This window comes from Salmonella sp. SG203 (genome assembly GCF_013350575.1).
GTDB classification, from domain to species: domain Bacteria; phylum Pseudomonadota; class Gammaproteobacteria; order Enterobacterales; family Enterobacteriaceae; genus Salmonella; species Salmonella enterica.
Genome location: NZ_SNMT01000003.1, coordinates 340,109 through 364,138, shown reverse-complemented (window position 1 = coordinate 364,138; position 24,030 = coordinate 340,109). Strand labels below are relative to the sequence as shown.

Sequence of the window (24,030 nt, the reverse complement as noted above, 5' to 3'; positions counted from 1 at the left end):
ATCTGCTGGCTGGGCTTAGGCAGGGAAAAAGGCTACACTTCGCCTTTGAAATCTATTCACCATCACGATAAACATAGAGGCGAAGTCCAACGTGGCTCAATTCGTTTATACCATGCATCGTGTCGGCAAAGTGGTTCCGCCGAAACGTCATATTCTGAAAAACATCTCGCTGAGCTTCTTCCCTGGCGCCAAAATCGGCGTGCTGGGCCTTAACGGCGCCGGTAAGTCTACCCTGCTGCGCATCATGGCGGGTCTCGATAAAGATATCGAGGGCGAAGCGCGCCCACAGCCCGGTATTAAGATTGGCTACCTGCCGCAGGAACCTCAGCTAAACCCGGAACACACGGTACGCGAGTCGATTGAAGAGGCTGTTTCGGAAGTGGTTAACGCCCTCAAACGTCTGGATGAAGTGTACGCGCTGTATGCCGATCCGGATGCCGACTTCGACAAGCTGGCGGCAGAGCAAGGCCGGCTTGAAGAGATTATCCAGGCGCACGACGGTCATAATCTGAACGTGCAGCTTGAGCGCGCTGCTGACGCTCTGCGTCTGCCGGACTGGGATGCCAAAGTCGAAAAACTGTCCGGCGGCGAGCGCCGTCGCGTGGCGCTGTGCCGTCTGTTGCTGGAAAAGCCGGACATGCTGCTGCTCGACGAACCCACCAACCACCTAGATGCCGAATCTGTTGCGTGGCTGGAACGTTTCCTGCACGACTTCGAAGGTACCGTCGTGGCGATTACCCACGACCGTTACTTCCTCGATAACGTCGCCGGCTGGATTCTGGAACTTGACCGCGGCGAAGGTATTCCGTGGGAAGGCAACTACTCCTCCTGGCTGGAGCAGAAAGATCAGCGTCTGGCGCAGGAAGCGTCTGCCGAAGCGGCGCGCCGTAAATCCATTGAGAAAGAGCTGGAGTGGGTGCGTCAGGGCGCGAAAGGCCGTCAGTCGAAAGGTAAGGCGCGTCTGGCTCGCTTTGAAGAACTGAACAGCGTTGAGTATCAGAAACGTAACGAAACCAACGAACTGTTTATTCCACCAGGACCGCGCCTGGGCGACAAAGTCATTGAAGTCAGCAACCTGCGTAAATCCTACGGCGACCGCGTACTGATCGACGACCTGAGCTTCTCGGTACCGAAAGGCGCTATCGTCGGGATCATCGGGCCAAACGGCGCGGGTAAATCGACCCTGTTCCGCATGATGTCCGGTCAGGAGCAGCCTGATAGCGGCACCATTACGCTGGGTGAAACCGTCAAGCTGGCCTCGGTCGATCAGTTCCGCGACGCGATGGACAACAGCAAAACCGTCTGGGAAGAAGTGTCCGGCGGGCTGGATATCATGAAGATCGGCAACACTGAAATGCCAAGCCGCGCCTATGTAGGCCGCTTCAACTTCAAAGGCGTCGATCAGGGCAAACGCGTTGGCGAACTGTCCGGCGGTGAGCGCGGTCGTTTGCATCTGGCGAAGCTGCTGCAGGTGGGCGGCAACGTCCTGCTGCTCGACGAACCGACGAACGACCTGGATATCGAAACCCTGCGCGCGCTGGAAAACGCCCTGCTGGAGTTCCCTGGCTGCGCGATGGTTATCTCGCACGACCGTTGGTTCCTTGACCGTATCGCCACCCACATTCTGGATTATCAGGATGAAGGTAAGGTGGAATTCTTCGAAGGTAACTTTACCGAATACGAAGAGTACAAGAAACGCACGCTGGGTGCCGAGGCGCTGGAGCCGAAGCGTATCAAGTACAAGCGTATTGCCAAATAAACGTCTGAATGCCGGGTGGCGCTTGCGCTTACCCGGCCTACAAAACCAGCGATTCCAATACGTTGTGAAACTGTAGGCCTGATAAGACGCGGTAAGCGTCGCATCAGGCATTGGTTCTTATCCCTGCTCGCCCATCATCTCTTTCACCAGTTCCACACAGCGCAAAAAGCGGCCATCGTAATCAGCCTCTTTAACGTGAACGAACTCAATGTTGTTTTCTTTCAGCATCTCGACCAACAGGCTCTGGAACGCTTTGCGATCCACTGAACTGCCCAGGCTTCGCAGTCCGTCAGCTACCCACGGCGTATTATTCTCCAGCAAAATCACCAGGTCGAAGCGATACTCGTCGATCAGCGCCTGGACAAACGGATGCTCGCGCCCTTCGTATTTTTTGCAAAATGCCTGGGTGGTGACGAAATCGGTATCGATAAACGCCACTTTATTCGCATATTTCACTGCAAAATCAATATATTGTGCATGGCCCAGCGCAATTTTATCGTAGTCGGAATACTGTAACGCCATCTCATCGCCGCCCAGATGCGAAAAGACATAGTCGCGGCCATATTCCCAGGCGCTGGTGGTATTAAAAATATTGGCGAGCTTATTGACCAGCGTAGACTTGCCGCTTGATTCCCCGCCCAGAATCGCGACGGTACGCACGAAAAACGGCTTCACTTCGGTAGGAATATATTCCCAGTAACGAAACGGATTTTCGCGGATTTGCGCCCCGCTGATATTCATAAACGTGCGTTCAGGATCGACCAGCACCGTCTCAATCCCTAAATGCTCAAGGTACTGCGGCGCATCAGCCTCTTCGGAAGTGTAGATCCAGCTCGGCTGTATTCCCTTCTCTGCCATAAACGCTTTAATGCCGTTGCTCCAGACGTCCCAGCCATGCGGATAAGGCTCCATCCCCTCTTCATTAAAGGCGTGGATGCGAATATTTTTTTGGTATTTGAAGGTTTGCAATAACCAGCGCAGGCGATCCGACACGGTGGGCTGCTGCGACATGGCGCTATCCTCAAACAGCCCGCGGTCGCGCGTATCGTCATATCCCATAATGATGTGCAACTCATCCACCTGGCTACAGGCGCGCTGGATCAAGTAGATGTGTCCGGTATGCAATGGATAAAATTTACCGAACACCACGCCAATGTTTTTCTGTCGGCGGGGAAACTCCAGCCCGAGAAAACGGTGTAGCGCCTCCAGTTTTTGCGCGCTGGGGCTTTTGATTTTGGCGTTAAGTAACTGACTCAGATACCCCTTGGTCATACCGCTGGCGTCAGCCACCTGTTGCAGAGTGCAACCTTGCTGCTTAATCGCGGTTTTGAGATAGTCGAACGATGACACAAGAGCCTCCTGCTGGAAAAATCGCATAACACTGCCTGACGGCGCTTCGCTTATCAGGCCTACAACATCAATCCGTATCAATCCGTAGGCCGGATAAGACGCATTGCATCGCCATCCGGTAAATTATACAACATCACTACATACAGAGAATTATAAGTCGTCAAACACGCTTAACGCATCTGCGAGCTTTTTAACACCGAACACCTGCATTCCTTCCGGCGGCTTTTTCGGTACGTTGGCGGCAGGCACAATCGCCCGACGAAAACCGTGTTTCGCCGCCTCGGAAATACGCTCCTGCCCGCTCGGCACAGGACGAATCTCGCCTGCCAGCCCCACTTCGCCAAACACCACCAGATCCTGCGGCAACGGCCTGTCACGCAGGCTGGAGACCATCGCCAGCAGTAAAGCCAGATCCGCGCTGGTTTCGGTGACTTTCACGCCGCCGACCACGTTGACGAAGACGTCCTGATCCGACATTTGCAGACCGCCGTGTCGGTGCAGCACCGCCAGCAGGATAGCCAGACGGTTTTGTTCCAGACCGACCGCCACGCGTCTGGGGTTCGCCATCATCGAGTGATCGACCAGTGCCTGAATCTCCACCAGCAACGGTCGCGTACCTTCCCAGACGACCATCACTGAACTGCCGGAAGTGACCTCATCGCCGCGGCTTAAAAAGATGGCGGACGGATTGCTCACTTCGCGCAACCCCTGTTCGGTCATGGCGAAGACGCCCAGCTCATTGACTGCGCCAAAGCGGTTTTTGTGGCTGCGCAGCGTGCGGAAACGAGAATCGGCGTCGCCGTCGAGCAATACTGAGCAATCGATACAGTGTTCCAGCACTTTCGGCCCCGCCAGCGACCCGTCTTTGGTGACGTGGCCGACCATCACGATCGCCACGCCGCGCGTTTTGGCGAAGCGCGTCAGGTAGGCTGCCGTTTCGCGGACCTGGGCGACACTGCCCGGCGACGACTGGATGTCCGCCATATGCATCACCTGTATGGAGTCGATCACCATCAGTTTCGGCTGTTCTTCTTCCGCTATCAGGCAGATCTGCTCGATGCTGGTTTCCGACAGCATATTCAGATTCGCCGTCGGCAGGCCAAGCCGATGCGCGCGCATCGCCACCTGCTGTAGCGACTCTTCGCCGGTGACGTACAGCGTTTTCATCTGCTCGGCGAGCTTGCACAGCGTTTGCAGCAGCAACGTTGATTTGCCCGCGCCGGGGTTACCGCCAATCAAAATGGCGCTGCCGGGTACCACCCCGCCGCCCAGCACGCGGTCAAACTCTTTAAAACCGGTAGAAAAGCGCGGCAGTTCCTCAAGACTGATGTCAGACAGTTTCTGCACTTTTGATACGCCCGCACTGCCGGCGTATCCGCTCAGACGTTCGTTACGCGCCACCGTCGGCGACGCGGCAAGGCGCACCTCGGTAATGGTGTTCCAGGCATGGCAGGCGCTGCATTGCCCCTGCCAGCGCGGGTAATCGGCCCCGCATTCATTACAAACAAAGGCGCGTTTGGGAGCTTTTGCCACGTTTTACCTCTTTCGTTAACGCTGTTGCCGGATGGCGCTGGCGCTTATCCGGCCTACGGTCGCCTTGCCATTGGGCAGGTTAATCATTTCTGGTTCATGCTGCCGGAGAGAATGCAAAACACGCCCATCAGGTCAGCGTGGCGGATCGTAATCTCCGTCTTTTCGTTTACTTTCGGCTTGGCATGGAAGGCAATACCTAACCCTGCCGCTTTGATCATTGGCAGATCGTTAGCGCCGTCGCCAATCGCCACCGTCTGCGCCAGCGGGATGTCATGCTCTTGCGCCAGACGAAGCAAGGTATTGGCTTTATACTCAGCATCCACAATATCACCGATAACGTGGCCGGTAAATTTACCGTCCATGATCTCCAGCTCATTGGCGACTGCCGCCGTCAGGCGTAGCTGGTCACGCAGATAGTCGGCGAAGAAAGTGAAGCCGCCGGAGGCGATAGCGATTTTCCAGCCAAGCGCTTCCAGTTTTAGCACCAACTGCGTTAATCCTGGCATTAGCGGCAGATTCCCGCGCACCTGGCGCAAAATATCGGCATCCGCGCCTTTCAGCGTCGCCACGCGGCTACGCAGGCTGGCGGTAAAATCAAGCTCGCCGCGCATCGCGCGCTCCGTCACTTCAGCCACCTTCTCACCGGTACCGGCCAGCTTCGCGATTTCATCGATACACTCAATCTGGATCGCCGTGGAATCCATATCCATGACCAGCAGCCCCGGCGTGCGCAGATGCGGAATTTTACCCAGCGGCGCAACATCCAGCTGCGCCTCATGCGCCAGCCGCGTCGCACGCGGCGTCAGCGACCCCGCCAGACGAATGACCTGATAATCCTCCACGCACCAGGCGGCGACAATCACCATTGCGGCGCCCAGTTTGGTCTGATATTGAGTTAAACGCTGCTTATCCAGCCCGCGCCCATACAGCAGCCAACCGCTGCGGCCTGCATGGTAATCCAGAGGCATCACCTCGTCGCCGCTTAAAGAAAGAGGCAAACCAGGCCATAAAGAGACATCTTCAGGCAGATCGCACCAGGTAATGTTAGGCATTAAAGCTCCTGTAAATCGTTCAGGCCGGTAACCGCCCCGCGGAAAATAACGCATGAGGCTACCTTGTAACCATCGCTTCTGGCAACATTAAGCCTCAAATTTTCAGCAGGTGGAATATGGCTCGCGCAAAACTGAAATTTCGGCTGCATCGTGCAGTCATTGTATTGTTCTGTCTCACACTGCTCGTCGCGCTCATGCAGGGCGCGTCCTGGTTTAGTCAAAACCACCAGCGACAGCGCAACCCGCAGCTGGAAGAGCTGGCCCGCACGCTGGCGCGCCAGGTGACGCTCAACATCGCCCCGCTGATGCGCAGCGAAACACCGGATGAAAATCGCATCAACGCCGTGCTGCGTCAGCTCACGCAAGAGAGCCGTATTCTGGATGCCGGCGTCTATGATGAACAGGGCGATCTTATTACTCGCGCTGGCGAAAGCGTCAATGTGCGCGACAGGCTGGCGCTGGATGGCAAAAAAGCGGGCAGCTATTTTAACCAACAAATTGTCGAGCCTATCCAGGGGAAAAACGGCCCATTGGGCTACCTGCGTCTAACGCTGGATACCCACACGCTGGCCACCGAAGCAAAGCAGGTCGATAACACCACCAACATTCTACGCCTGATGCTGCTACTCTCGCTGGCGATAGGCGTGGTGCTGACGCGCACCTTGCTACAAGGTAAACGCACCCGCTGGCAGCAGTCGCCCTTCCTGCTAACGGCCAGCAAGCCTGTTCCGGAAGAGGAAGAGCGTGAGGAAAAAGAGTAAAATGACGGCTTAATAAAGGTAAGGAAAACCACCATGACAACATTACGCCTGCTTATTTCTGACTCTTACGATCCCTGGTTTAACCTGGCGGTCGAGGAGTGCATTTTCCGCCAGATGCCCGCCACCCAGCGCGTGCTGTTCCTGTGGCGCAACGCGGATACGGTGGTCATTGGACGCGCGCAAAACCCGTGGAAAGAGTGTAATACGCGGCGTATGGAAGAAGATAATGTCCGTCTGGCCCGCCGTAGCAGCGGCGGCGGCGCGGTATTCCATGACCTCGGTAATACCTGCTTTACCTTTATGGCTGGTAAACCGGAATACGATAAAACCATCTCCACCCATATTGTGCTCGCGGCGCTGAATTCGCTGGGGGTCATGGCCGATGCTTCGGGACGCAACGATCTGGTCGTAAAAACGCCGGACGGCGATCGCAAAGTCTCCGGTTCAGCCTATCGCGAAACCAAAGATCGCGGCTTCCATCACGGTACGCTGCTGCTGAACGCCGACCTCAGCCGTCTGGCGAACTATCTGAATCCGGATAAAAAGAAGCTTGCGGCGAAAGGAATCACCTCCGTTCGCTCCCGCGTGGCTAATCTTACCGAGCTATTACCGGGTATCACCCATGAACAGGTCTGCCAGGCGGTGACGGAAGCCTTTTTCGCCCATTACGGCGAACGCGTCGACGCGGAAGTGATCTCACCGGATAAAACGCCGGATCTACCGAATTTTGCCGAAACCTTTGCGCGCCAGAGCAGTTGGGAGTGGAATTTCGGCCAGGCACCGGCGTTCAGCCATCTACTGGACGAACGTTTCACCTGGGGCGGCGTCGAGCTGCATTTTGACGTCGAGAAAGGTGTGATTACCCGCGCACAGGCGTTTACCGATAGCCTGAACCCGGCACCGCTGGAAGCGCTGGCGGGGCGACTGCAAGGGTGTCAGTATCGGGCGGATAAACTACAGAAAACGTGCGAAGCGCTGATAGCGACGTTTCCGGAGCAGGAGAGTGAGTTGCGGGAACTGGCGAATTGGGTCGCAGGGGCCGTGCGTTAAAGAATTGCCGGATGGCAGCTACGCCTTATCCGGCCTACAAATGAGTGCTTTCTGTAGGCCGGATAAGCAACTCGCCATCCGGCATTACCGCCACTCACCAGCGTCAAGATCCCTTACCTCCCCCGCCCAATCAACCGGGTAAACGCCATTGCGAACATCACGATGAAAGGTCGAAAACGGCCAGTCCTGCACCCGCCTTACCCAACCGTGCTTCACGGGGTTGAAGTAGAGGTAATCGGCATGTCGGCGAAAATCCTTTTCGTCGCGAATCGCGTGCTCCCAGAATCGTGGCTGCCACACGTCATGGCGCATTATCGATTTGGTAAATAACTTTTTAAGCTCCCGCCAGCGAGATGAAAAGTCACAATCGTTCTCAGGAAGCGTCCAGATGCAATGCAGATGCTCAGGCAACACGACAAAAGCATCAATTTGAAAAGGCTTCGTATTTTTCACTCGGCGAATAGCAGAGCGTAATTCCGCAATCTGGCGGACAAGTAAATCACTTTTCCGGTTTTTCAGATTAACCGTGAAAAACCAGGTGCCACCGTTAATGTAATAACGACGATAGTTCGACATTTTGTTCATTCCTTAAACAAAATCCAAACGTAACGGGTTAATAGCAAAAGGCAATGCGGAGAGGGTAATTCGGGAATGAGGCTCGCAGTATAAACAGCAGATTGCCGGATGGCGGCTACGCCTTATCCAGCCTACAAGTCGATCCGGTAACAACCGCAGGCCGTTGTAGGCCCGGTAAGCGAAGCGCCACCGGGCACAGCACAATCTTACTCTTTATCGCCCAGCAGCACAGATTCCAGCGCGATTTTGATCATGTCGTTGAAGGTCGTCTGTCGCTCAGCGGCAGTGGTCTGCTCGTGGGTACGGATATGGTCGGACACGGTGCAGATAGTCAGCGCTTTCGCGCCAAACTCAGCCGCAACGCCGTAGATACCCGCCGCTTCCATCTCTACGCCCAGTACGCCGTATTTTTCCATCACGTCGAACATTTCGCCGTCCGGAGAATAGAACAGGTCCGCGGAGAACAGGTTGCCTACGCGCGCGTCAACGCCCAGCGCTTTTGCCGCATCAACTGCGTTACGCACCATGTCGAAGTCAGCGATAGCCGCGAAGTCATGATCTTTAAAACGGATACGGTTCACTTTGGAGTCGGTGCAGGCACCCATACCGATCACCACGTCGCGCAGTTTGACGTCCATGCGCACAGCGCCGCAGGAGCCGACGCGAATGATTTTCTTCACGCCGAAATCGGTGATCAGCTCTTTGGTGTAGATGGAGCAGGACGGGATACCCATACCGTGGCCCATCACGGAGATCTTACGGCCTTTGTAAGTCCCGGTGAAACCTAACATGCCGCGAACGTTGTTCACTTCGCGAACATCTTCGAGGAAAGTTTCAGCAATGTGCTTCGCACGCAGCGGGTCGCCCGGCATCAATACGACGTCAGCGAAATCACCCATTTCTGCATTAATATGTGGAGTTGCCATCTTCAGTTCCCTTTAAATTTGTTGTTATTGCCTGATGGCGGCTACGCCTTATCAGGCCTACAAAACGTGTGTCAAAACAGTGAAATACCCTAAGGATTTCGCGTTGCAGGAAGGCGACGAATTCGTGAATCCCCGGGAGCATAGATTAACTATGTGACCGGGGTGAGCGAATGAAGTCAACGCATCTACAGCGCGAAAGACAATGGGTATCACAGCATGTTTTTACCGTAGTCCATCGGCGATGTGCCAAAGTAGGTCGCCAGCGTCTGGCCGATATCCGCGAAGGTTTCACGGTGACCTAAAGAGCCCGGTTTGACTTTCGGACCGTAGATCAGCACCGGAATGTGCTCACGGGTATGGTCAGTACCGGTCCAGCTCGGGTCACAGCCGTGGTCAGCGGTCAGGATCAGAATGTCATCTTCACCCACCAGCTCCATCAGCTCCGGCAGACGGCGGTCAAACAGCTCCAGGCCTGCGGCGTAGCCCGCGATGTCGCGACGGTGGCCCCAGGAAGAGTCGAAGTCGACGAAGTTAGTGAAGACGATGGTTTTATCGCCCGCTTCTTTCATCTCTTTGAGGGTCGCGTCGAACAGCGCGTCCAGACCGGTCGCTTTCACTTTCTTAGTGATGCCGCAGTTGGCGTAGATGTCGGCAATCTTACCGACGGACACCACGTGGCCCTGTTTTTCATCGACCAGTTTCTGCAGCACGGTCGGCGCTGGCGGTTCTACGGCCAGGTCGTGACGGTTGCCGGTACGCTGGAAGTTACCGGCCTTGTCGCCGATAAACGGACGCGCGATCACGCGGCCAATGTTGTAGCCGCCTTCGGTCAGCTCTTCACGGGCGATTTCGCACAGCTCGTAGAGTTTATCCAGGCCAAAGGTCTCTTCGTGGCAGGCAATCTGGAACACGGAGTCAGCGGAGGTGTAGAAAATCGGCTTGCCGGTTTTCATGTGCTCTTCGCCGAGCTGGTCCAGAATAACGGTGCCGGAAGAGTGGCAGTTACCGAGATAGCCCGGCAGGTTGGCGCGTTTCACCAGCTTATCCAGCAGTTCCTGCGGGAAGCTGTTTTCGTGGTCGCTGAAATAGCCCCAGTCGAACAGTACCGGCACGCCGGCGATTTCCCAGTGGCCTGACGGCGTATCTTTGCCGGAGGACAGTTCGTGCGCCCATGCGTATGCGCCAATAACGTCCGCGTTGCCGTCCATGCCGGCGGCAATTTTACCGGTAGAGCCTTCATGCGCTTTCACCAGCCCCAGACGAGTCAGGTTAGGCAGATTCAACGGGCCCTTACGGCCATTGTCAGCTTCGCCTTTGGCGCAAGCTTCTGCGATGTGGCCCAGAGTGTCGGAACCTACGTCGCCAAAACGATCCGCGTCTTCAGTAGCGCCGATGCCGAATGAGTCCAGCACCATAATAAATGCACGTTTCATATCTTCTCCGTACTTAGTGCTTCAAAAATAATTGATCAGATCAGTATACAACTATTCAGTAATTCGACGATAGACCGAAGGTGTGCTTGCTGGCGCTTTATCGTCAAGGATAATTGCCGCTTTGACGGCCTTCGCCGCTTCCTGCCAACTGGCTTCGTCTTTGGCATGAATCACCGCCAGCGGGCGCTGCCCGTCGATGCTGTCGCCCAGACGGGCCATGTCGGTAAAGCCAACGCTGTAATCAATGGTATCAGACGCCTGACGACGGCCGCCGCCCATCGAGACGACCGCCATCCCCAGCGCACGCGTATCCATTGCGCTGATAAACCCTTCGGTATCAGCATATACCGCTTTGCTCAACATGGCGGTCGGCAGGTATTTATCGTAGTTCTCAACGAAATCGCTCGGCCCTTTCTGCGCGGCCACCATACGACCAAAGACTTCTGCCGCTTTACCGTTATCCAGCACCGCCTGCAGTTTGGCACGCGCTTCGGCGTCGTCTTTCGCCAGCTGACCGGAGATCAGCATCTCCACGCATAGCGCCATGGTAACGTCAAACAAGCGCGGATTGCGGTATTCACCGGTCAGGAACTGCACGGCTTCACGCACTTCCACCGCGTTACCGGCGCTTGAAGCCAGCACCTGGTTCATATCGGTTAACAACGCCGTAGTGCGAACTCCCGCGCCGTTTGCCACGCCGACAATCGCTTCAGCAAGGGCTTCAGAAAGTTCATAGGTTGGCATAAACGCGCCGCTGCCGACTTTGACGTCCATTACCAGCGCATCCAGCCCTTCGGCCAGTTTCTTGGCGAGGATGGAACCGGTGATCAGCGGAATAGAGTCCACCGTCGCGGTAATATCGCGGGTGGCGTAAAAACGTTTGTCCGCCGGTGCAAGCGAGCTGGTTTGCCCAATAATCGCCACACCCACGTCTTGAATAATTTCGCGGAAACGGTTGTCGTCCGGGAAGATATCGAAGCCCGGGATCGCTTCCAGTTTATCGAGCGTACCGCCGGTATGTCCAAGGCCGCGACCGGAGATCATCGGCACATAACCGCCGCAGGCCGCTACCATTGGCCCCAGCATCAAAGACGTCACGTCTCCTACGCCGCCGGTCGAATGCTTATCGACAATCGGGCCATTGAGATTCAGGCTTTTCCAGTCAAGGACAGTACCGGAATCCCGCATCGCCATGGTCAGCGAAACACGCTCCGGCATGGTCATATCGTGGAAGAAGATGGTCATCGCCAGGGCGGCAATCTGCCCTTCAGAGATAGTATTGTCACGAATACCATTAATAAAGAAACGAATTTCTTCGTCACTCAACGCATGACCATCACGCTTTTTACGAATAATTTCTTGTGCGAGAAACACGGTACCCTCCTGAGGGAAAAGAGTAGAAGGCTTACATCGCCGGATGGCGGTTAACGCCTTATCCGGCCTACAGGCCTGGATTTGTAGGCCGGATAAGCGCAGCGCCATCCGGCAAATCAGAGCTTAGTAGCTGCTGGCGCTCTTACCGTCGCCGTGACCCAGCGCTTTCAGCAGGCTTGCCAGCAGGCTGGATGCGCCAAAGCGGTAGTGACGAGAATCTGCCCAGTCAGCGCCAAACAGTTCGTCTGCAATCGCGAGGAATTTCTGCGCGTCTTCCGCCGTACGTACGCCGCCCGCCGGTTTGAAGCCAACGGTTTTGGAAACGCCCATGTCGCGGATCACTTCCATCATGATGCGCGCGCTTTCCGGCGTAGCGTTTACCGGCACTTTACCGGTAGAGGTTTTGATGAAATCCGCACCGGCTTTAATGGAGATTTCAGAGGCTTTACGAATCAGCGCCTCTTCTTTCAGCTCGCCGGTTTCGATGATCACTTTCAGCAATACGTTCGCTGCGGCACAAGCGTCTTTACAGGCTTTTACCAGGTCAAAACCCACCTGCTCGTTACCGGCGATCAACGCGCGGTACGGGAATACCACGTCCACTTCGTCAGCGCCGTAGGCGATCGCCGCACGGGTTTCCGCCAGCGCAATATCGATGTCATCATTGCCATGCGGGAAGTTAGTCACCGTTGCAATGCGGATGTCCGGCGTACCTTGTTCTTTGAGGGTTTTACGCGCAATCGGGATAAAACGCGGGTAAATACAAATCGCCGCCGTATTCCCGACCGGAGTTTTTGCCTGATGACACAACGCGATCACTTTTTCATTGGTGTCGTCATCGTTCAGAGTGGTCAGATCCATCAGTTTGAGCGCACGCAGGCTGCTTGCTTTTAAATCAGTCATGACATTCTCCAACGGCATTGCCGTATAAAATTTCACCTTGCGAGTCTGTTAATATTCTAACATTCACTCGCGATTACACTTCGATATACATCACAGTTAATGAAAACTACGTACAAATTTGCATTACTGTAATGAGATCTGAATCAAATTATCCCGCCGTCACCGCCTGTTCTTCGAGCGATAAGCGCATCAGGATCAAAGTCGGTTTGCCGCCATTTTCTACAATAGCGCATCGTCCCGGCATAAAGAGGAAACGAAGATGCCTGCCTCATGCGAAACTGCGCTCCAGCAGCGTTGCCAGCAAATTGTGACCAGCCCGGTGCTCACGCCTGAACAAAAACGCCATTTTCTGGCGCTGGAAGCTGAAAACGCCCTGCCTTATCCCACCCTGCCGGAAGATGCCCGCCAGGCGCTGGATGAAGGCGTCATTTGCGATATGTTTGAGGGGCACGCCCCCTTCAAACCACGCTACGTGTTGCCCGATTACGCCCGATTTCTGGCTAACGGTTCACAGTGGCTGGAACTGGAAGGCGCGAAAGATCTGGATGATGCGTTATCCCTACTCACCATTCTGTATCATCACGTTCCTTCCGTGACGTCCATGCCGGTTTATCTCGGCCAGCTTGATGCGTTGCTGCAACCGTATGTTAGAATTCTAACACAAGATGCGATCGATATTCGAATAAAACGTTTCTGGCGTTATCTCGACAGAACGCTGCCAGACGCCTTTATGCATGCCAATATTGGCCCTGCCGATACGCCTGTCACACGAGCGATTTTGCGCGCTGATGCCGAGCTAAAGCAGGTGGCGCCTAACCTGACGTTTATCTACGATGCGGAAATTACGCCGGACGATCTGCTGCTGGAGGTCGCCAAAAACATTTGTGAATGTAGTAAGCCACACATTTCCAATGGCCCTGTAAATGATAAAATTTTCACAAAAGGTCATTATGGCATCGTCAGTTGTTATAACTCGCTACCGCTTGGCGGCGGCGGCAGTACGCTGGTACGTCTCAACCTGAAAGCCGTGGCAGAACGCAGTACGTCTGTCGATGACTTCTTTTCACGCACGCTACCGCACTACTGCCGACAGCAGATCGCCATCATTAATTCACGATGTGAATTCCTCTATGAAAAGTCACATTTCTTTGAGAATAGCTTTCTTGTACAGGAAGGTTTGATCGATCCCGAACGTTTTGCGCCGATGTTCGGTATGTACGGGCTGGCGGAAGCCGTGAATCTGCTGTGCGAAAACGCGGGCCTGACCGCCCGTTACGGCAAGAATGATACGGCGAACGAGCTGGGCTACCGTATCAGCGCCCAACTGGCGGATTTCGTCGAAAATACGCCAGTGAAGTATGGCTGGAAGCAACGGGCGCTGCTCCATGCCCAGTCTGGCATCAGTTCCGATATTGGCACTACGCCGGGCGCGCGTCTGCCGTATGGCGATGAACCGGACCCTATCACCCATTTGCAAACCGTCGCGCCGCACCATGCCTTTTATCATGCCGGGATCAGCGACATTCTGACGCTGGACGAAACCATCAAGCGTAATCCGCAGGCGCTGGTTCAGCTTTGTCTTGGCGCGTTCAAAGCCGGGATGCGGGAATTTACCGCCAATGTCAGCGGCAACGATCTGGTGCGCGTCACCGGTTATATGGTGCGCCTGTCGGATCTGGCGAAATTTCGCGCCGAAGGCTCGCGCACGAATACCACCTGGCTGGGAGAAGAAGCCGCACGTAATACCCGCATCCTGGAACGACAGCCACGCGTAGTCAGCCATGAACAACAGATGCGCTTTAGTCAGTAAGATCATTGCGTTTTCCTGCGTCGATGGGCCAGGCAGCCGCCTGGCATTATTCTTACAGGGCTGCAATTTGCGCTGCAAGAATTGCCATAACCCGTGGACGATGGGACGCTGTAACGACTGCGGGGAATGCGTATCGCAGTGTCCGCATCACGCCCTCAGCGTTGATGGCGGGAAAGTGGTATGGCGGTCGGACGTCTGCGAGCAGTGCGATACCTGCCTGAAAATGTGCCCACAGCAGGCAACGCCAATGGCGCAGACCATGAGCGTTGACGATGTGCTGCGTCATATTCGTAAAGCATCGCTGTTTATTGAAGGTATTACCGTCAGCGGCGGAGAGGCGACCACGCAATTACCGTTTATTGTGGCGCTATTTACGGCGATCAAAGCCGATCCGCAGTTACAACGGCTGACCTGTCTGGTGGACAGTAATGGTCAGTTAAGCGAGACCGGCTGGCAAAAACTACTGCCGGTTTGCGACGGCGTAATGCTCGATCTGAAAGCTTGGAAGAGCGAGTGTCATCACCGTCTGACCGGACGTGATAACACGCATATTAAGCACAGTATCCGCTTTCTTGCTGCGCGGGGAAAACTGGCGGAGCTGCGGTTACTGGTTATCCCGGGTCAGGTGGACTATGCGGCGCATATCGATTCACTGGCGGCGTTTATTACTTCGCTGGGCGAGGTTCCGGTGCGTTTGAATGCCTTTCATGCGCACGGCGTCTATGGCGAAGCGAAGGCCTGGCCAGGCGCGACGCCGCAAGAGGTGGAACAGCTGGCTGACGGATTGCGCGCGCGTGGGGTGGCGAAGCTGATTTTGCCGGCGCTATATTTGTAAGCGTCGCCTGCCGGACGGCGGCTGCGATGCCATCAGAGCCGAAACAAGGTAATGGTATTGCGATACAGCGTATCGGCTATCACCTCTGCGGGCTCCGGACGTAATTCGCAGAGCGCATCAAATACGCGCGCCGCCTGCTCCGGGCGGTTCGGCTGCCCCTGAAACCCCTTTAGCGGCATATCCGGCGCATCGGTCTCCAGCAACAGCGCGTCCAGCGGCAACCGCGCCATAACATCACGGGTTTTACTGGCGCGCGGGTAGGTGATGGTGCCGCCGACGCCGATTTTATAGCCCAGTCGCACAAAGCGTTCGGCCTGTTGCAGACTGCCGGCAAAACCATGCACCACGCCGGTTCGCGGCAGATCCTGGCGCTTTAAGCGCATCGCCAGTTTGTCATGCGTGCGCCGCGAGTGCAGGATCACCGGCAGATCGTAGCGTTTTGCCAGTTGCAGTTGCGCGTCTAAAAATCGCTCTTGCCTGGCGAACTGCGGGTCGTCGCGATAAAGATCGAGCCCGATCTCGCCTACCGCCACGACGTTCTGTTGCTGCGCCAGCGCCTGTTGCAGCTTATCAGGATCGTCATCGGCATGACGCTCAATCACAATGGGGTGCAATCCCAGCGCAGCATAAAGCGACGGGAAACGCGCCGCCAGCGCCAGCACGCGGGGAAAGTGAGCCGCCTCGGTCGCCGGCACGATGATTTTTTCAACGCCCGCCTCACAGGCACGCTGAATACTGGCGCGCTCATCGCCCGTAAAGGGCGGGAAATCAAAATGGCAATGCGTATCAATAAAGCGCCAGCTCACGCCAGATCCTCGTCGGTAAATGTGGTGTCGTTTGCCTGCGGCGCGCTAATGACCTCCGCCACATGCGTATCATTGGCCACCGGCGCCGGAGGCACGACCACCGTTTCCGGCACGGCAATCCGCGACGTATGGCGCAGGAGAGGCGGCGTTGCGGCGAGCAATTTACCAACGGTGGCAAGGAAATAACGCCCGCATAATTGCCCGGTTTTGTAATCCTCACGCAGCGCCGGGATACGGCTGCCCAGCGCCATGCTGTGCAGAGGTTTCGGTGGATAAATTTCAATGATCCGCAGCTTACCCGGCGGCTTTTCAATAAATTGTTGGATCGCGCTGTAGGACGTTTCATGATGCTGCACCAGGTTGACCAACGGCTGTAGACTGCTCTCTCCCAGCCAGCGCTCCATACGCTTAAACCACTGCGGCGTGTAATACATTTGCGAGGGTACGGTGCGGATCACCACAATGGTTTTCGCCCCCCGCTTTGCCGCCTCCTGAACCGGAATGGCGTCGCTAATGCCACCGTCCAGATAGTTGATGCCCTCTAACGTAACGCCGGTACGGTAGAAACCCGGTATGGCGCTGGAGGCGCGAATGATATCAAGCCAGTTTTGTTTTGTCGGCGAGAAATAGCCCGGCGTGTAATCATCCCCCCGGCAGGCGCACATATAAAAGGATTTTCCGCTGTCGAACAGGCGCGCTGCGGTATCCATCTGCAGCGGCATTCGGGCGGCGGTGGATTCCACCAGCCAGTCGAGGTCAATAAGGTTTCCTCCGCGTACAAATCGCAGCGGATCAAAAAATTCGCGCCTGGTGGTATAGCGCATAATGACTTTACGCCCGTAGCCGGGCTGGTTGCAGAGATACGCCGAGAGATTTTGCGCACCGGCTGATGTGCCGAAGTAGAGATGGAAAGGATTAAACTGCGCACGCATAAACTCATCCAGCACGCCTGCGGTAAAGATGCCCCGCTGCCCCCCGCCCTCACAGACCAGCGCCATACGGCCTGGCCGGAACGGTGTTAATGATAACGGCGCAATATTGCCGAGCGTAACCGGTATTCGCTGGCCCACCTCTGCCTTCCTGTTTTTCATTTTTTTCCAGGCTGACAAGGTAACGCAAAACGTTAACGGCTAAAACCGTAAAAGCCAGTCCGCTGGACTGGCTTGATAGCAATATATCTTTACAGATGCCTGCTAGGGTCGTTTACGGCCCATGAACAGGCTGACCAGGAAGAGCACGATCCCGACGACGAAGACGATTTTCGCCGCGCCGGCAGCCGTACCAGCCAGTCCACCAAAACCCAATGCGGCGGCAATTAACGCGATAACCAGAAATATAATGCCCCAACGAAACATAAGCCTCTCCTTTACCATAGTTAATGTCGACCGCTAAATATGAGCGCTCAGGCTACTCATTCGCGATATTTTTAGTGTGGTGCACATTACGCCTCCCGACAAACGTCGGGAGGACGAATTACGACGAATTACTGAACTTTCAGATCGTTTTTAACACTTTTTACGCCATCAACGGCTTTCGCGATGCTTTCAGCGCGGTCGCTTTGTTCCTGAGTTTCAACAGTACCGGAGAGCTGTACGACGCCATCGGTCGTTTCCACTTTCACTTTACGGGAAGGGACGAGATCGTCCGCCAGCAACTTGGCTTTGACTTCACTGGTCGTGGCCGTATCGCCGGCATAGCCTTTCACGGAACCTTCTTTATTGTCGCGAACGTGAAGTTTGTCGCTAACGGAGGTCACGCCTTCTACGCCTTTCGCCACTTTCACGGCGGCTTCAGCCTGCGCCTGGCTTTCTACAAAGCCGCTCAGGGTGACGACTTTCTGATTGGTTTCGACAGAAATATCGGTGCTTTTAATATTGTCATGGTCTACCAGCGCAGCTTTGACTTTCGCAGTGATGGCGCTGTCATCCATGAAGTTACCGACTTTATTCATAGAGCTATCGACTTTTTGCCCTGCGGTTTCGGTTCCGCTTTGCGCCTTGTCCGTTGTTGCGTTTTCTGCAAAGGCAGAACCTGTCGCAACAGCAGAGGTCAACATTACGGCCAGCAGAGTTTTAGAAATCTTCAGTCTTGTCATAGTCATCGATTTTGTCCTGTATAGTTTGCTCGTAATTTGAGCTCAGGCAACACGAGGTTGCATTGCTGAATGCGGTGAAACTCACCGGTTTCTGAAGTCAATGACTGGCATCACATTCGTGAATTTGTAACGACGCGTCGCCTGCCACCCTTCCGTTTCAGTTATTAATATCGTGACTGAAACAAATCTCAGCTTTAAGCTCTCATATTCACGCATTGAACAGGCATTAAAGCCGACATTTATGTCATCACTTTGTTAAATATAGATCACAATTTTAAAATCGCTTGTCGGTGCGTATAAAAAACAGGCAGATCGGAGAAAAAACGCGGGATTTAAGAACATTCCGTAAGCGGTTAAAAAGGCAGGGAAAGTACGAAGGCGCGGCGGATGCCGCGCCCGGAAAGGGATCAGTGTTCACGCGTTTTACGGAACTGAACGTCAGGGTAACGTTCCTGGGTCAGGTTCAGGTTAACCATCGTGGGGGCGATATAGGTAAGGTTGTCGCCGCCATCCAGCGCCAGCTGCGTTTCATTCTTACGCTTAAACTCTTCGAATTTCTTCGCATCGGCGCTTTCCACCCAGCGCGCCGTCGCCACGTTGACGGATTCATAAATCGCCTCAACGTTGTATTCGCTTTTCAGGCGCGCGACAACAACGTCAAACTGCAAAACGCCCACGGCGCCGACAATCAGATCGTTGTTGGAGATGGGACGGAATACCTGCACCGCCCCCTCTTCAGAAAGCTGCACCAGCCCTTTCAGTAGCTGCTTTTGCTTGAGCGGATCTTTCAGGCGAATACGACGGAACAGTTCCGGCGCAAAGTTCGGGATACCGGTAAACTTCATCATCTCGCCCTGGGTGAAGGTATCGCCGATCTGAATGGTGCCGTGGTTATGCAGACCCAAAATATCGCCCGGGTACGCTTCTTCAACGTGCGAACGGTCGCCCGCCATAAAAGTTAACGCGTCGGAAATCACCACATCTTTGCCGGTACGGACCTGGCGTAACTTCATACCCTTCTCATACTTACCGGAAACCACGCGCATAAACGCCACGCGGTCGCGGTGTTTCGGGTCCATATTGGCCTGAATTTTAAAGACAAAACCGGTGAACTTCTCTTCCGAGGCTTCCACTGTGCGGGTATCGGTTTGACGCGGCATCGGCGCGGGCGCCCACGCCACTAAACCATCCAGCATATGGTCAACGCCAAAGTTACCCAGCGCGGTACCGAAAAATACCGGGGTAATTTCCCCTGCCAGGAACAGCTCTTCATCAAACTCGTTAGACGCGCCCTGCACCAGTTCCAGCTCGTCGCGCAGCTGCTGCGCCAGATCTTCACCGACGGCAGCGTCCAGATCCGGGTTATTCAGCCCTTTAACGATGCGCACTTCCTGAATGGTGTGGCCCTTACCGGTCTGATACAGATAAGTTTCATCTTTATAAAGGTGATAAACGCCCTTAAACAGCTTGCCGCAGCCAATCGGCCAGGTGATCGGCGCGCAGCCGATTTTCAGCTCGTTCTCGACTTCATCCAGCAGCTCCATCGGGTCGCGGATGTCACGGTCGAGTTTGTTCATAAAGGTCAGGATCGGCGTATCGCGCAGACGGGTAACTTCCATCAGCTTACGGGTCCTGTCTTCAACGCCTTTTGCGGCGTCGATCACCATCAGGCAACAGTCCACCGCCGTCAGGGTACGGTAGGTATCTTCGGAGAAGTCTTCGTGCCCCGGGGTGTCCAGCAAGTTCACCAGACAGTCGTGATACGGGAACTGCATCACCGAAGTGGTGATGGAGATACCACGCTGTTTTTCCATCTCCATCCAGTCAGATTTTGCATGTTGGCTGGAGCCACGGCCTTTTACCGTACCGGCGGTCTGAATCGCCTGTCCGAACAGCAACACTTTTTCGGTAATGGTGGTTTTACCGGCGTCCGGGTGAGAAATAATGGCAAAAGTGCGGCGTTTGGCCACCTCTTGCAAATAAGGAGACAACGTCATAGTCAAATCTTCTTGAGTAAGCGCGGCGTTTGACCACGCATGTTGAATACGAAAAATGCGGCTATTTTACCCATCAACCTGGGGGAGGCAATCAGTGTTTACACAGGAGCTGCTCCAGTTCGCTTAATGACGCCACAGTCCAGGTTGGATGAATACCCGCAGGCTGCTCGCGATGATGCGCGTTAAGCCAGCAGGTCGACAATCCGGCGTTAATGCCGCCAAGAATATCGGACTCCGCGGTATCGCCAACCATTAATACGCGCGAGCGGTCAGGATTCCCCGCCTGCTCCAGGGCGTAGTTAAAGATTTTCGGATCGGGCTTCGCGACGCCAACCTGCTCGGAAATCACCAGCAGATCGAAATACTCGCGCAGCCCGGTGCGCTCCAGACGAGTTTGTTGTAGCGCGGTAAAACCGTTAGTAATAATACCGATTTTAGCCTGCCCGCGAATCGCATTAAGTAGCGAAACGGCGCCCGGCAAAGGAGAACAGATCTCCGCCATCGCACTAATAAAAGCGTCATTCAGCAGCCCCGGCGCAACGTTTAGCCGTTCAGCCCAACTTTGAAAGCGCGCGTGCTGCAATTGTAATGAAGTAATCGCGCCGTTCTGATAATCCACCCATAGCGGCTTATTCACGGCCTGGTAATCCTGGAAATCCTCAGCGGTAAAGGTGACGCTATAGTCAAGGAACATCCGCTGTAAGCCGGTGAAAGAATCAAACGTAAACAGCGTTTCATCGGCATCAAAGAAAATCCAGTCCCACTTCATCATTACACCTTGCCTCTTTTATTACATGCTTATCGGTAACGCCATGATGATGGCGTCCTCATGCCCTTGTGCCGTGGGATAGTAATTGCGGCGAATCGTCGCCTCGTTAAACCCCAGACTTTCATACAGCGCGATGGCGGCAGCGTTAGAGGCGCGTACCTCCAGCCATAGCGTTACAACCCCACGTTTTTCCAGTTCATCAATCAGATGCTCAAGCAGCATACGCCCCAGCCCCCGACGCTGAAAATCCGGATCGACGGCAATATTGAACAGCGTCGCTTCGTCCAGCACCACCTGTGTAATGGCAAACGCGGCCATTCTGTCATCAGCGGTCAGCTTAAGGTTGAGATACCGTTCGCCCTGGTTGCCGAAAAACGTTTTTTCGCTCCACGGAAACGCATGAGCGCGTTGCTCAATCTGCCAGGCTGCGGGGAGATCGGTCGTGCTGAGGATAGAAATCGTGTTCATGTTCGCAGATTTGTTGCCATAGTGCGGCGCGTGCCGCCGGGTTTGCCCGGAGTTCATTAAACGCCGGCGTCGTGACCTGAGCGCCTTCGAGTTGGAGCGGCGCGTCAGTTCCTAACCGCCAGCTATTACAACGGCTGCCCTGCGGCAGCATGGCGACGCGCTCAGGCGCCAGGGGTAAAACCTGATCGGGACTCACGGTCAACGCGCGTAAAATATCGCGCATTAGCGGCTCGTTCAGCGCGGGTAATTCCTCTGCAACCACGATCAGACGAACGTGCGCGGGAAGGGAAATCGCAATCTCGCCCTGTAGCGCGCCAGGACGTCGCAGCGCCCACTGCGTAATACCCAGTTGCTGTAACTGCCAGTCTCGTCGGGATGTCATAGCGAAACGCTCCTGTAATCAGGGGCGCAAATATAGCAAATCTGTCGAATCTGCGCCATCAAACTACTATAATCGCCGCCAGTCTGAATTAAGGAGCATTCCATGTCTGCTTTTACCCCGGCAAGTGAAGTCTTGCTGCGCCACAGTGATGATTTCGAACAAAGCCGTATTCTTTTTGCCGGAGATTTGCAGGATGACCTGCCCGCGCGCTTTGAATGCGCCGCCAGCCGCGCGCATACGCAACAGTTTCACCACTGGCAGGCGTTAAGCCGCCAGATGGGCGATAACGTCCGTTTTAGCCTGGTCGCGCAAGCCAGCGATGTCGCTGACTGCGATACGCTGATCTACTACTGGCCGAAAAATAAACCCGAAGCGCAGTTCCAGTTGATGAATATTTTGTCGCTGATGCCGGTGGGCGTCGATGTTTTCGTCGTGGGAGAAAACCGTAGCGGCGTGCGTAGCGCCGAACCGATGCTGGCGGACTATGCGCCGCTGAACAAAGTAGATAGCGCGCGACGTTGCGGCCTTTACCATGGTCGTCTGGAAAAGCAGCCGCAGTTTAGTCTCGAATCCTGGTGGGCCGAGTACAACATCGACGGGCTGACCATCAAAACGTTGCCGGGCGTATTCAGCCGCGACGGACTGGATGTTGGTAGCCAACTGCTGCTGTCTACGCTGACGCCGCACACCAAAGGTAAAGTGCTGGATGTCGGCTGCGGCGCTGGCGTGCTTTCCGCCGCGCTGGCCAGCCATTCGCCGAAAGTACGCCTGACGCTGTGTGACGTCAGCGCGCCGGCGGTGGAAGCCAGCCGCGCCACGCTTGCCGCGAATGGTCTTGAAGGCGAGGTATTCGCCAGCAACGTCTTTTCGGAAGTCAAAGGACGTTTTGACATGATCATCTCCAACCCGCCGTTCCACGATGGAATGCAAACCAGCCTCGATGCGGCGCAAACGCTCATTCGCGGCGCAGTGCGCCATCTGAACAGCGGCGGAGAGTTACGCATCGTGGCGAACGCCTTTCTGCCCTATCCTAAGATTCTGGATGAGACTTTTGGCTTCCATGAAGTCATCGCGCAAACCGGGCGCTTTAAGGTTTATCGTACCGTGATGACCCGTCAGGCGAAGAAATAGTTGGCCTGATAAGCGCAGCGCCATCTGGTTGCATGTGCCGGATGGCGACGCAAAGCGTCTTATCCAACCTACGTCTCGCGCCCATTTTTGCAGCAATCAATCTATCCCATGCAATTAACTATTGACGAATAGCTGAAAACCACTAGAATGCGCCTCCGTGGTAGTGATTCTTTTCAAGAATCGATGGTATGCGAAGGTGGCGGAATTGGTAGACGCGCTAGCTTCAGGTGTTAGTGTCCTTACGGACGTGGGGGTTCAAGTCCCCCCCCTCGCACCAAAACCACGTTGATATTGCTCGCACTGGGCGAAGGTGGCGGAATTGGTAGACGCGCTAGCTTCAGGTGTTAGTGTTCTTACGGACGTGGGGGTTCAAGTCCCCCCCCTCGCACCAACGAGGCGATATCAAAAAGTAAGATAACTGTGCGAAGGTGGCGGAATTGGTAGACGCGCTAGCTTCAGGTGTTAGTGTCCTTACGGACGTGGGGGTTCAAGTCCCCCCCCTCGCACCAATTATCTTATCCTTCCTTTGTCTCTTCATTTTCATCCCTGATTCCAGTTCATCATTGCCAACATCATGCCGCCAATAAGCGCCATACACGATGGCAGCAGTACAAAATGCCGTAATTGTTTGTGATACAACATCAGCGCAGACAGTAGCAATCCTGATACAATCAACAGCTTCAGCGCATCAGCTGACAGGCCGATAAACGCCAGTCCAACGATAATCACTCCAGGCAATAATACGCCCCATCCGCTGCCTAACGTCCGCTGCAACATGGTTTCACCTCTGGAATTGATAATGATAACCAATATCATATGATATATTTTCTCATTTGTCAGCCAGGGAGAAAGCTAAAGAGGTGAGTTTTACTTAACGGTTGATGACACGTATTCAGTAAGGTGATAAATTGTCCGACTGTTAACGTAAAAACAACAACACCTCGCTTTAGGCGACCTTTTCTCATACGTTATTTTCATGTTGGCGCCCGATTCCGTGTATATCACCGATAAATAACGACA

23 protein-coding genes and 3 tRNA genes are annotated in these 24,030 nt (G+C 54.8%); 9 read left to right on the top strand and 17 right to left on the bottom strand.

From position 1 onward, the window contains the following. Positions 1–91 precede the first annotated feature (91 nt). Positions 92–1,759 (top strand): energy-dependent translational throttle protein EttA, encoded by a 1,668-nt coding sequence (ettA, locus tag HV477_RS07755; protein ID WP_000046770.1) that lies wholly within the window; start codon positions 92–94, stop codon positions 1,757–1,759. Between the two features lie 117 nt (positions 1,760–1,876). Here ettA and nadR read toward each other — a convergent pair whose 3' ends face one another. The 3 genes from nadR to serB all read right to left on the bottom strand — a co-directional run bounded on the left by nadR (position 1,877) and on the right by serB (position 5,694). Then, positions 1,877–3,109 carry a multifunctional transcriptional regulator/nicotinamide-nucleotide adenylyltransferase/ribosylnicotinamide kinase NadR gene (gene nadR, locus HV477_RS07750; protein WP_001519486.1) on the bottom strand — a complete coding sequence of 411 codons (1,233 nt, stop codon included), beginning with the start codon at positions 3,107–3,109 and terminating at the stop codon, positions 1,877–1,879. A gap of 150 nt (positions 3,110–3,259) precedes the next feature. Next, a complete protein-coding gene (gene radA, locus HV477_RS07745) occupies positions 3,260–4,642 on the bottom strand; it encodes a DNA repair protein RadA (RefSeq protein WP_001029710.1) in 1,383 nt (460 codons plus the stop codon). Positions 4,643–4,725: 83 nt separating this feature from the next. Further along, positions 4,726–5,694: a phosphoserine phosphatase gene (serB, locus tag HV477_RS07740; protein ID WP_001132983.1), complete on the bottom strand. Its 969-nt coding sequence runs from the start codon at positions 5,692–5,694 to the stop codon at positions 4,726–4,728. Positions 5,695–5,810: 116 nt separating this feature from the next. On the opposite strand from serB, the gene HV477_RS07735 reads away from it, so the two are divergent. Both HV477_RS07735 and lplA read left to right on the top strand, forming a co-directional pair. After that, complete coding sequence (locus HV477_RS07735; RefSeq protein WP_000090067.1) at positions 5,811–6,455, top strand: YtjB family periplasmic protein; 645 nt, start codon at positions 5,811–5,813, stop codon at positions 6,453–6,455. A 33-nt stretch (positions 6,456–6,488) separates the two neighbouring features. Then, positions 6,489–7,505: a lipoate--protein ligase LplA gene (lplA, locus tag HV477_RS07730; protein WP_079898712.1), complete on the top strand. Its 1,017-nt coding sequence runs from the start codon at positions 6,489–6,491 to the stop codon at positions 7,503–7,505. Positions 7,506–7,589: 84 nt separating this feature from the next. Here the strand turns inward: lplA and HV477_RS07725 are convergent, their stop codons facing one another. The 5 genes from HV477_RS07725 to deoC form a co-directional block, all read right to left on the bottom strand. Further along, on the bottom strand, positions 7,590–8,081 hold the full coding sequence (locus HV477_RS07725) for a transposase (protein WP_000073956.1): 492 nt from the start codon (positions 8,079–8,081) through the stop codon (positions 7,590–7,592). Positions 8,082–8,287: 206 nt separating this feature from the next. Further along, positions 8,288–9,007, bottom strand: a complete 720-nt coding sequence (gene deoD, locus HV477_RS07720; protein WP_000224864.1) for a purine-nucleoside phosphorylase — start codon at positions 9,005–9,007, stop codon at positions 8,288–8,290. 209 nt (positions 9,008–9,216) lie between these two features. Continuing rightward, positions 9,217–10,440: a phosphopentomutase gene (gene deoB / locus HV477_RS07715; RefSeq protein WP_000816454.1), complete on the bottom strand. Its 1,224-nt coding sequence runs from the start codon at positions 10,438–10,440 to the stop codon at positions 9,217–9,219. A gap of 51 nt (positions 10,441–10,491) precedes the next feature. Beyond that, the gene (gene deoA / locus HV477_RS07710; RefSeq protein ID WP_000477838.1) at positions 10,492–11,814 is read right to left on the bottom strand and encodes a thymidine phosphorylase; all 1,323 of its coding nucleotides are present in this window, start codon (positions 11,812–11,814) and stop codon (positions 10,492–10,494) included. A 123-nt stretch (positions 11,815–11,937) separates the two neighbouring features. Continuing rightward, positions 11,938–12,717, bottom strand: a complete 780-nt coding sequence (gene deoC / locus HV477_RS07705) for a deoxyribose-phosphate aldolase (RefSeq protein WP_001519713.1) — start codon at positions 12,715–12,717, stop codon at positions 11,938–11,940. Positions 12,718–12,976: 259 nt separating this feature from the next. On the opposite strand from deoC, the gene HV477_RS07700 reads away from it, so the two are divergent. Together HV477_RS07700 and HV477_RS07695 are read left to right on the top strand one after the other, a co-directional pair. Further along, entirely contained in the window at positions 12,977–14,527 is a 1,551-nt protein-coding gene (locus HV477_RS07700) for a YjjI family glycine radical enzyme (protein WP_001111687.1), read from the top strand. Further along, positions 14,499–15,362 (top strand): YjjW family glycine radical enzyme activase, encoded by an 864-nt coding sequence (locus HV477_RS07695; protein WP_079898713.1) that lies wholly within the window; start codon positions 14,499–14,501, stop codon positions 15,360–15,362. Before HV477_RS07700 ends, HV477_RS07695 begins: the two co-directional genes overlap by 29 nt. A 32-nt stretch (positions 15,363–15,394) precedes the next feature. On the opposite strand, the gene HV477_RS07690 is transcribed toward HV477_RS07695, so the two are convergent. From HV477_RS07690 to HV477_RS07655, 8 genes are all read right to left on the bottom strand, one after another. Beyond that, complete coding sequence (locus tag HV477_RS07690) at positions 15,395–16,168, bottom strand: metal-dependent hydrolase (protein WP_000119008.1); 774 nt, start codon at positions 16,166–16,168, stop codon at positions 15,395–15,397. Continuing rightward, positions 16,165–17,238: a patatin family protein gene (locus HV477_RS07685; protein ID WP_000531540.1), complete on the bottom strand. Its 1,074-nt coding sequence runs from the start codon at positions 17,236–17,238 to the stop codon at positions 16,165–16,167. Before HV477_RS07685 ends, HV477_RS07690 begins: the two co-directional genes overlap by 4 nt. A 123-nt stretch (positions 17,239–17,361) precedes the next feature. Next, entirely contained in the window at positions 17,362–17,523 is a 162-nt protein-coding gene (locus HV477_RS07680) for a DUF1328 domain-containing protein (RefSeq protein ID WP_000490276.1), read from the bottom strand. A 128-nt stretch (positions 17,524–17,651) separates the two neighbouring features. Then, on the bottom strand, positions 17,652–18,269 hold the full coding sequence (gene osmY / locus HV477_RS07675) for a molecular chaperone OsmY (protein ID WP_000178963.1): 618 nt from the start codon (positions 18,267–18,269) through the stop codon (positions 17,652–17,654). A gap of 401 nt (positions 18,270–18,670) precedes the next feature. Further along, on the bottom strand, positions 18,671–20,260 hold the full coding sequence (gene prfC / locus HV477_RS07670) for a peptide chain release factor 3 (RefSeq protein ID WP_000175965.1): 1,590 nt from the start codon (positions 20,258–20,260) through the stop codon (positions 18,671–18,673). 91 nt (positions 20,261–20,351) lie between these two features. Next, positions 20,352–21,029 carry a pyrimidine 5'-nucleotidase gene (gene yjjG / locus HV477_RS07665; RefSeq protein WP_000870686.1) on the bottom strand — a complete coding sequence of 226 codons (678 nt, stop codon included), beginning with the start codon at positions 21,027–21,029 and terminating at the stop codon, positions 20,352–20,354. A 21-nt stretch (positions 21,030–21,050) separates the two neighbouring features. Further along, positions 21,051–21,497 carry a ribosomal protein S18-alanine N-acetyltransferase gene (rimI, locus tag HV477_RS07660; RefSeq protein WP_001092435.1) on the bottom strand — a complete coding sequence of 149 codons (447 nt, stop codon included), beginning with the start codon at positions 21,495–21,497 and terminating at the stop codon, positions 21,051–21,053. Next, positions 21,442–21,879 carry a DNA polymerase III subunit psi gene (locus HV477_RS07655; RefSeq protein ID WP_000203996.1) on the bottom strand — a complete coding sequence of 146 codons (438 nt, stop codon included), beginning with the start codon at positions 21,877–21,879 and terminating at the stop codon, positions 21,442–21,444. The genes rimI and HV477_RS07655 overlap by 56 nt, the downstream gene beginning before the upstream one ends. Before the next feature lie 102 nt (positions 21,880–21,981). Between HV477_RS07655 and rsmC the strand changes: the two genes are divergently transcribed. The 4 genes from rsmC (at position 21,982) to HV477_RS07635 (ending at position 23,519) form a co-directional block, all read left to right on the top strand. Then, complete coding sequence (gene rsmC, locus HV477_RS07650) at positions 21,982–23,010, top strand: 16S rRNA (guanine(1207)-N(2))-methyltransferase RsmC (protein ID WP_023207069.1); 1,029 nt, start codon at positions 21,982–21,984, stop codon at positions 23,008–23,010. 190 nt (positions 23,011–23,200) lie between these two features. Continuing rightward, positions 23,201–23,287: transfer RNA gene (locus tag HV477_RS07645), tRNA-Leu, on the top strand. 27 nt (positions 23,288–23,314) lie between these two features. Further along, positions 23,315–23,401, top strand: a tRNA-Leu gene (locus HV477_RS07640). Positions 23,402–23,432: 31 nt separating this feature from the next. Further along, positions 23,433–23,519, top strand: a tRNA-Leu gene (locus HV477_RS07635). Positions 23,520–23,550: 31 nt separating this feature from the next. Here the strand turns inward: HV477_RS07635 and HV477_RS07630 are convergent. Next, the gene (locus HV477_RS07630; RefSeq protein ID WP_000941877.1) at positions 23,551–23,787 is read right to left on the bottom strand and encodes a DUF1435 domain-containing protein; all 237 of its coding nucleotides are present in this window, start codon (positions 23,785–23,787) and stop codon (positions 23,551–23,553) included. Between the last annotated feature and the right edge of the window lie 243 nt (positions 23,788–24,030).

Bases quoted from the DNA above. Each gene is read 5' to 3' on its own strand.
- HV477_RS07700 (WP_001111687.1), top strand. From the start codon at position 12,977: ATGCCTGCCTCATGCGAAACTGCGCTCCAGCAGCGTTGCCAGCAAATT.
- rsmC (WP_023207069.1), top strand. From the start codon at position 21,982: ATGTCTGCTTTTACCCCGGCAAGTGAAGTCTTGCTGCGCCACAGTGAT.
- HV477_RS07680 (WP_000490276.1), bottom strand. From the start codon at position 17,523: ATGTTTCGTTGGGGCATTATATTTCTGGTTATCGCGTTAATTGCCGCC.
- deoD (WP_000224864.1), bottom strand. From the start codon at position 9,007: ATGGCAACTCCACATATTAATGCAGAAATGGGTGATTTCGCTGACGTC.
- HV477_RS07630 (WP_000941877.1), bottom strand. From the start codon at position 23,787: ATGTTGCAGCGGACGTTAGGCAGCGGATGGGGCGTATTATTGCCTGGA.
- HV477_RS07695 (WP_079898713.1), top strand. From the start codon at position 14,499: ATGAACAACAGATGCGCTTTAGTCAGTAAGATCATTGCGTTTTCCTGC.
- lplA (WP_079898712.1), top strand. From the start codon at position 6,489: ATGACAACATTACGCCTGCTTATTTCTGACTCTTACGATCCCTGGTTT.
- prfC (WP_000175965.1), bottom strand. From the start codon at position 20,260: ATGACGTTGTCTCCTTATTTGCAAGAGGTGGCCAAACGCCGCACTTTT.
- serB (WP_001132983.1), bottom strand. From the start codon at position 5,694: ATGCCTAACATTACCTGGTGCGATCTGCCTGAAGATGTCTCTTTATGG.
- HV477_RS07725 (WP_000073956.1), bottom strand. From the start codon at position 8,081: ATGTCGAACTATCGTCGTTATTACATTAACGGTGGCACCTGGTTTTTC.
- yjjG (WP_000870686.1), bottom strand. From the start codon at position 21,029: ATGAAGTGGGACTGGATTTTCTTTGATGCCGATGAAACGCTGTTTACG.
- deoC (WP_001519713.1), bottom strand. From the start codon at position 12,717: ATGACTGATTTAAAAGCAAGCAGCCTGCGTGCGCTCAAACTGATGGAT.
- HV477_RS07735 (WP_000090067.1), top strand. From the start codon at position 5,811: ATGGCTCGCGCAAAACTGAAATTTCGGCTGCATCGTGCAGTCATTGTA.
- rimI (WP_001092435.1), bottom strand. From the start codon at position 21,497: ATGAACACGATTTCTATCCTCAGCACGACCGATCTCCCCGCAGCCTGG.
- HV477_RS07655 (WP_000203996.1), bottom strand. From the start codon at position 21,879: ATGACATCCCGACGAGACTGGCAGTTACAGCAACTGGGTATTACGCAG.
- osmY (WP_000178963.1), bottom strand. From the start codon at position 18,269: ATGACTATGACAAGACTGAAGATTTCTAAAACTCTGCTGGCCGTAATG.
- deoB (WP_000816454.1), bottom strand. From the start codon at position 10,440: ATGAAACGTGCATTTATTATGGTGCTGGACTCATTCGGCATCGGCGCT.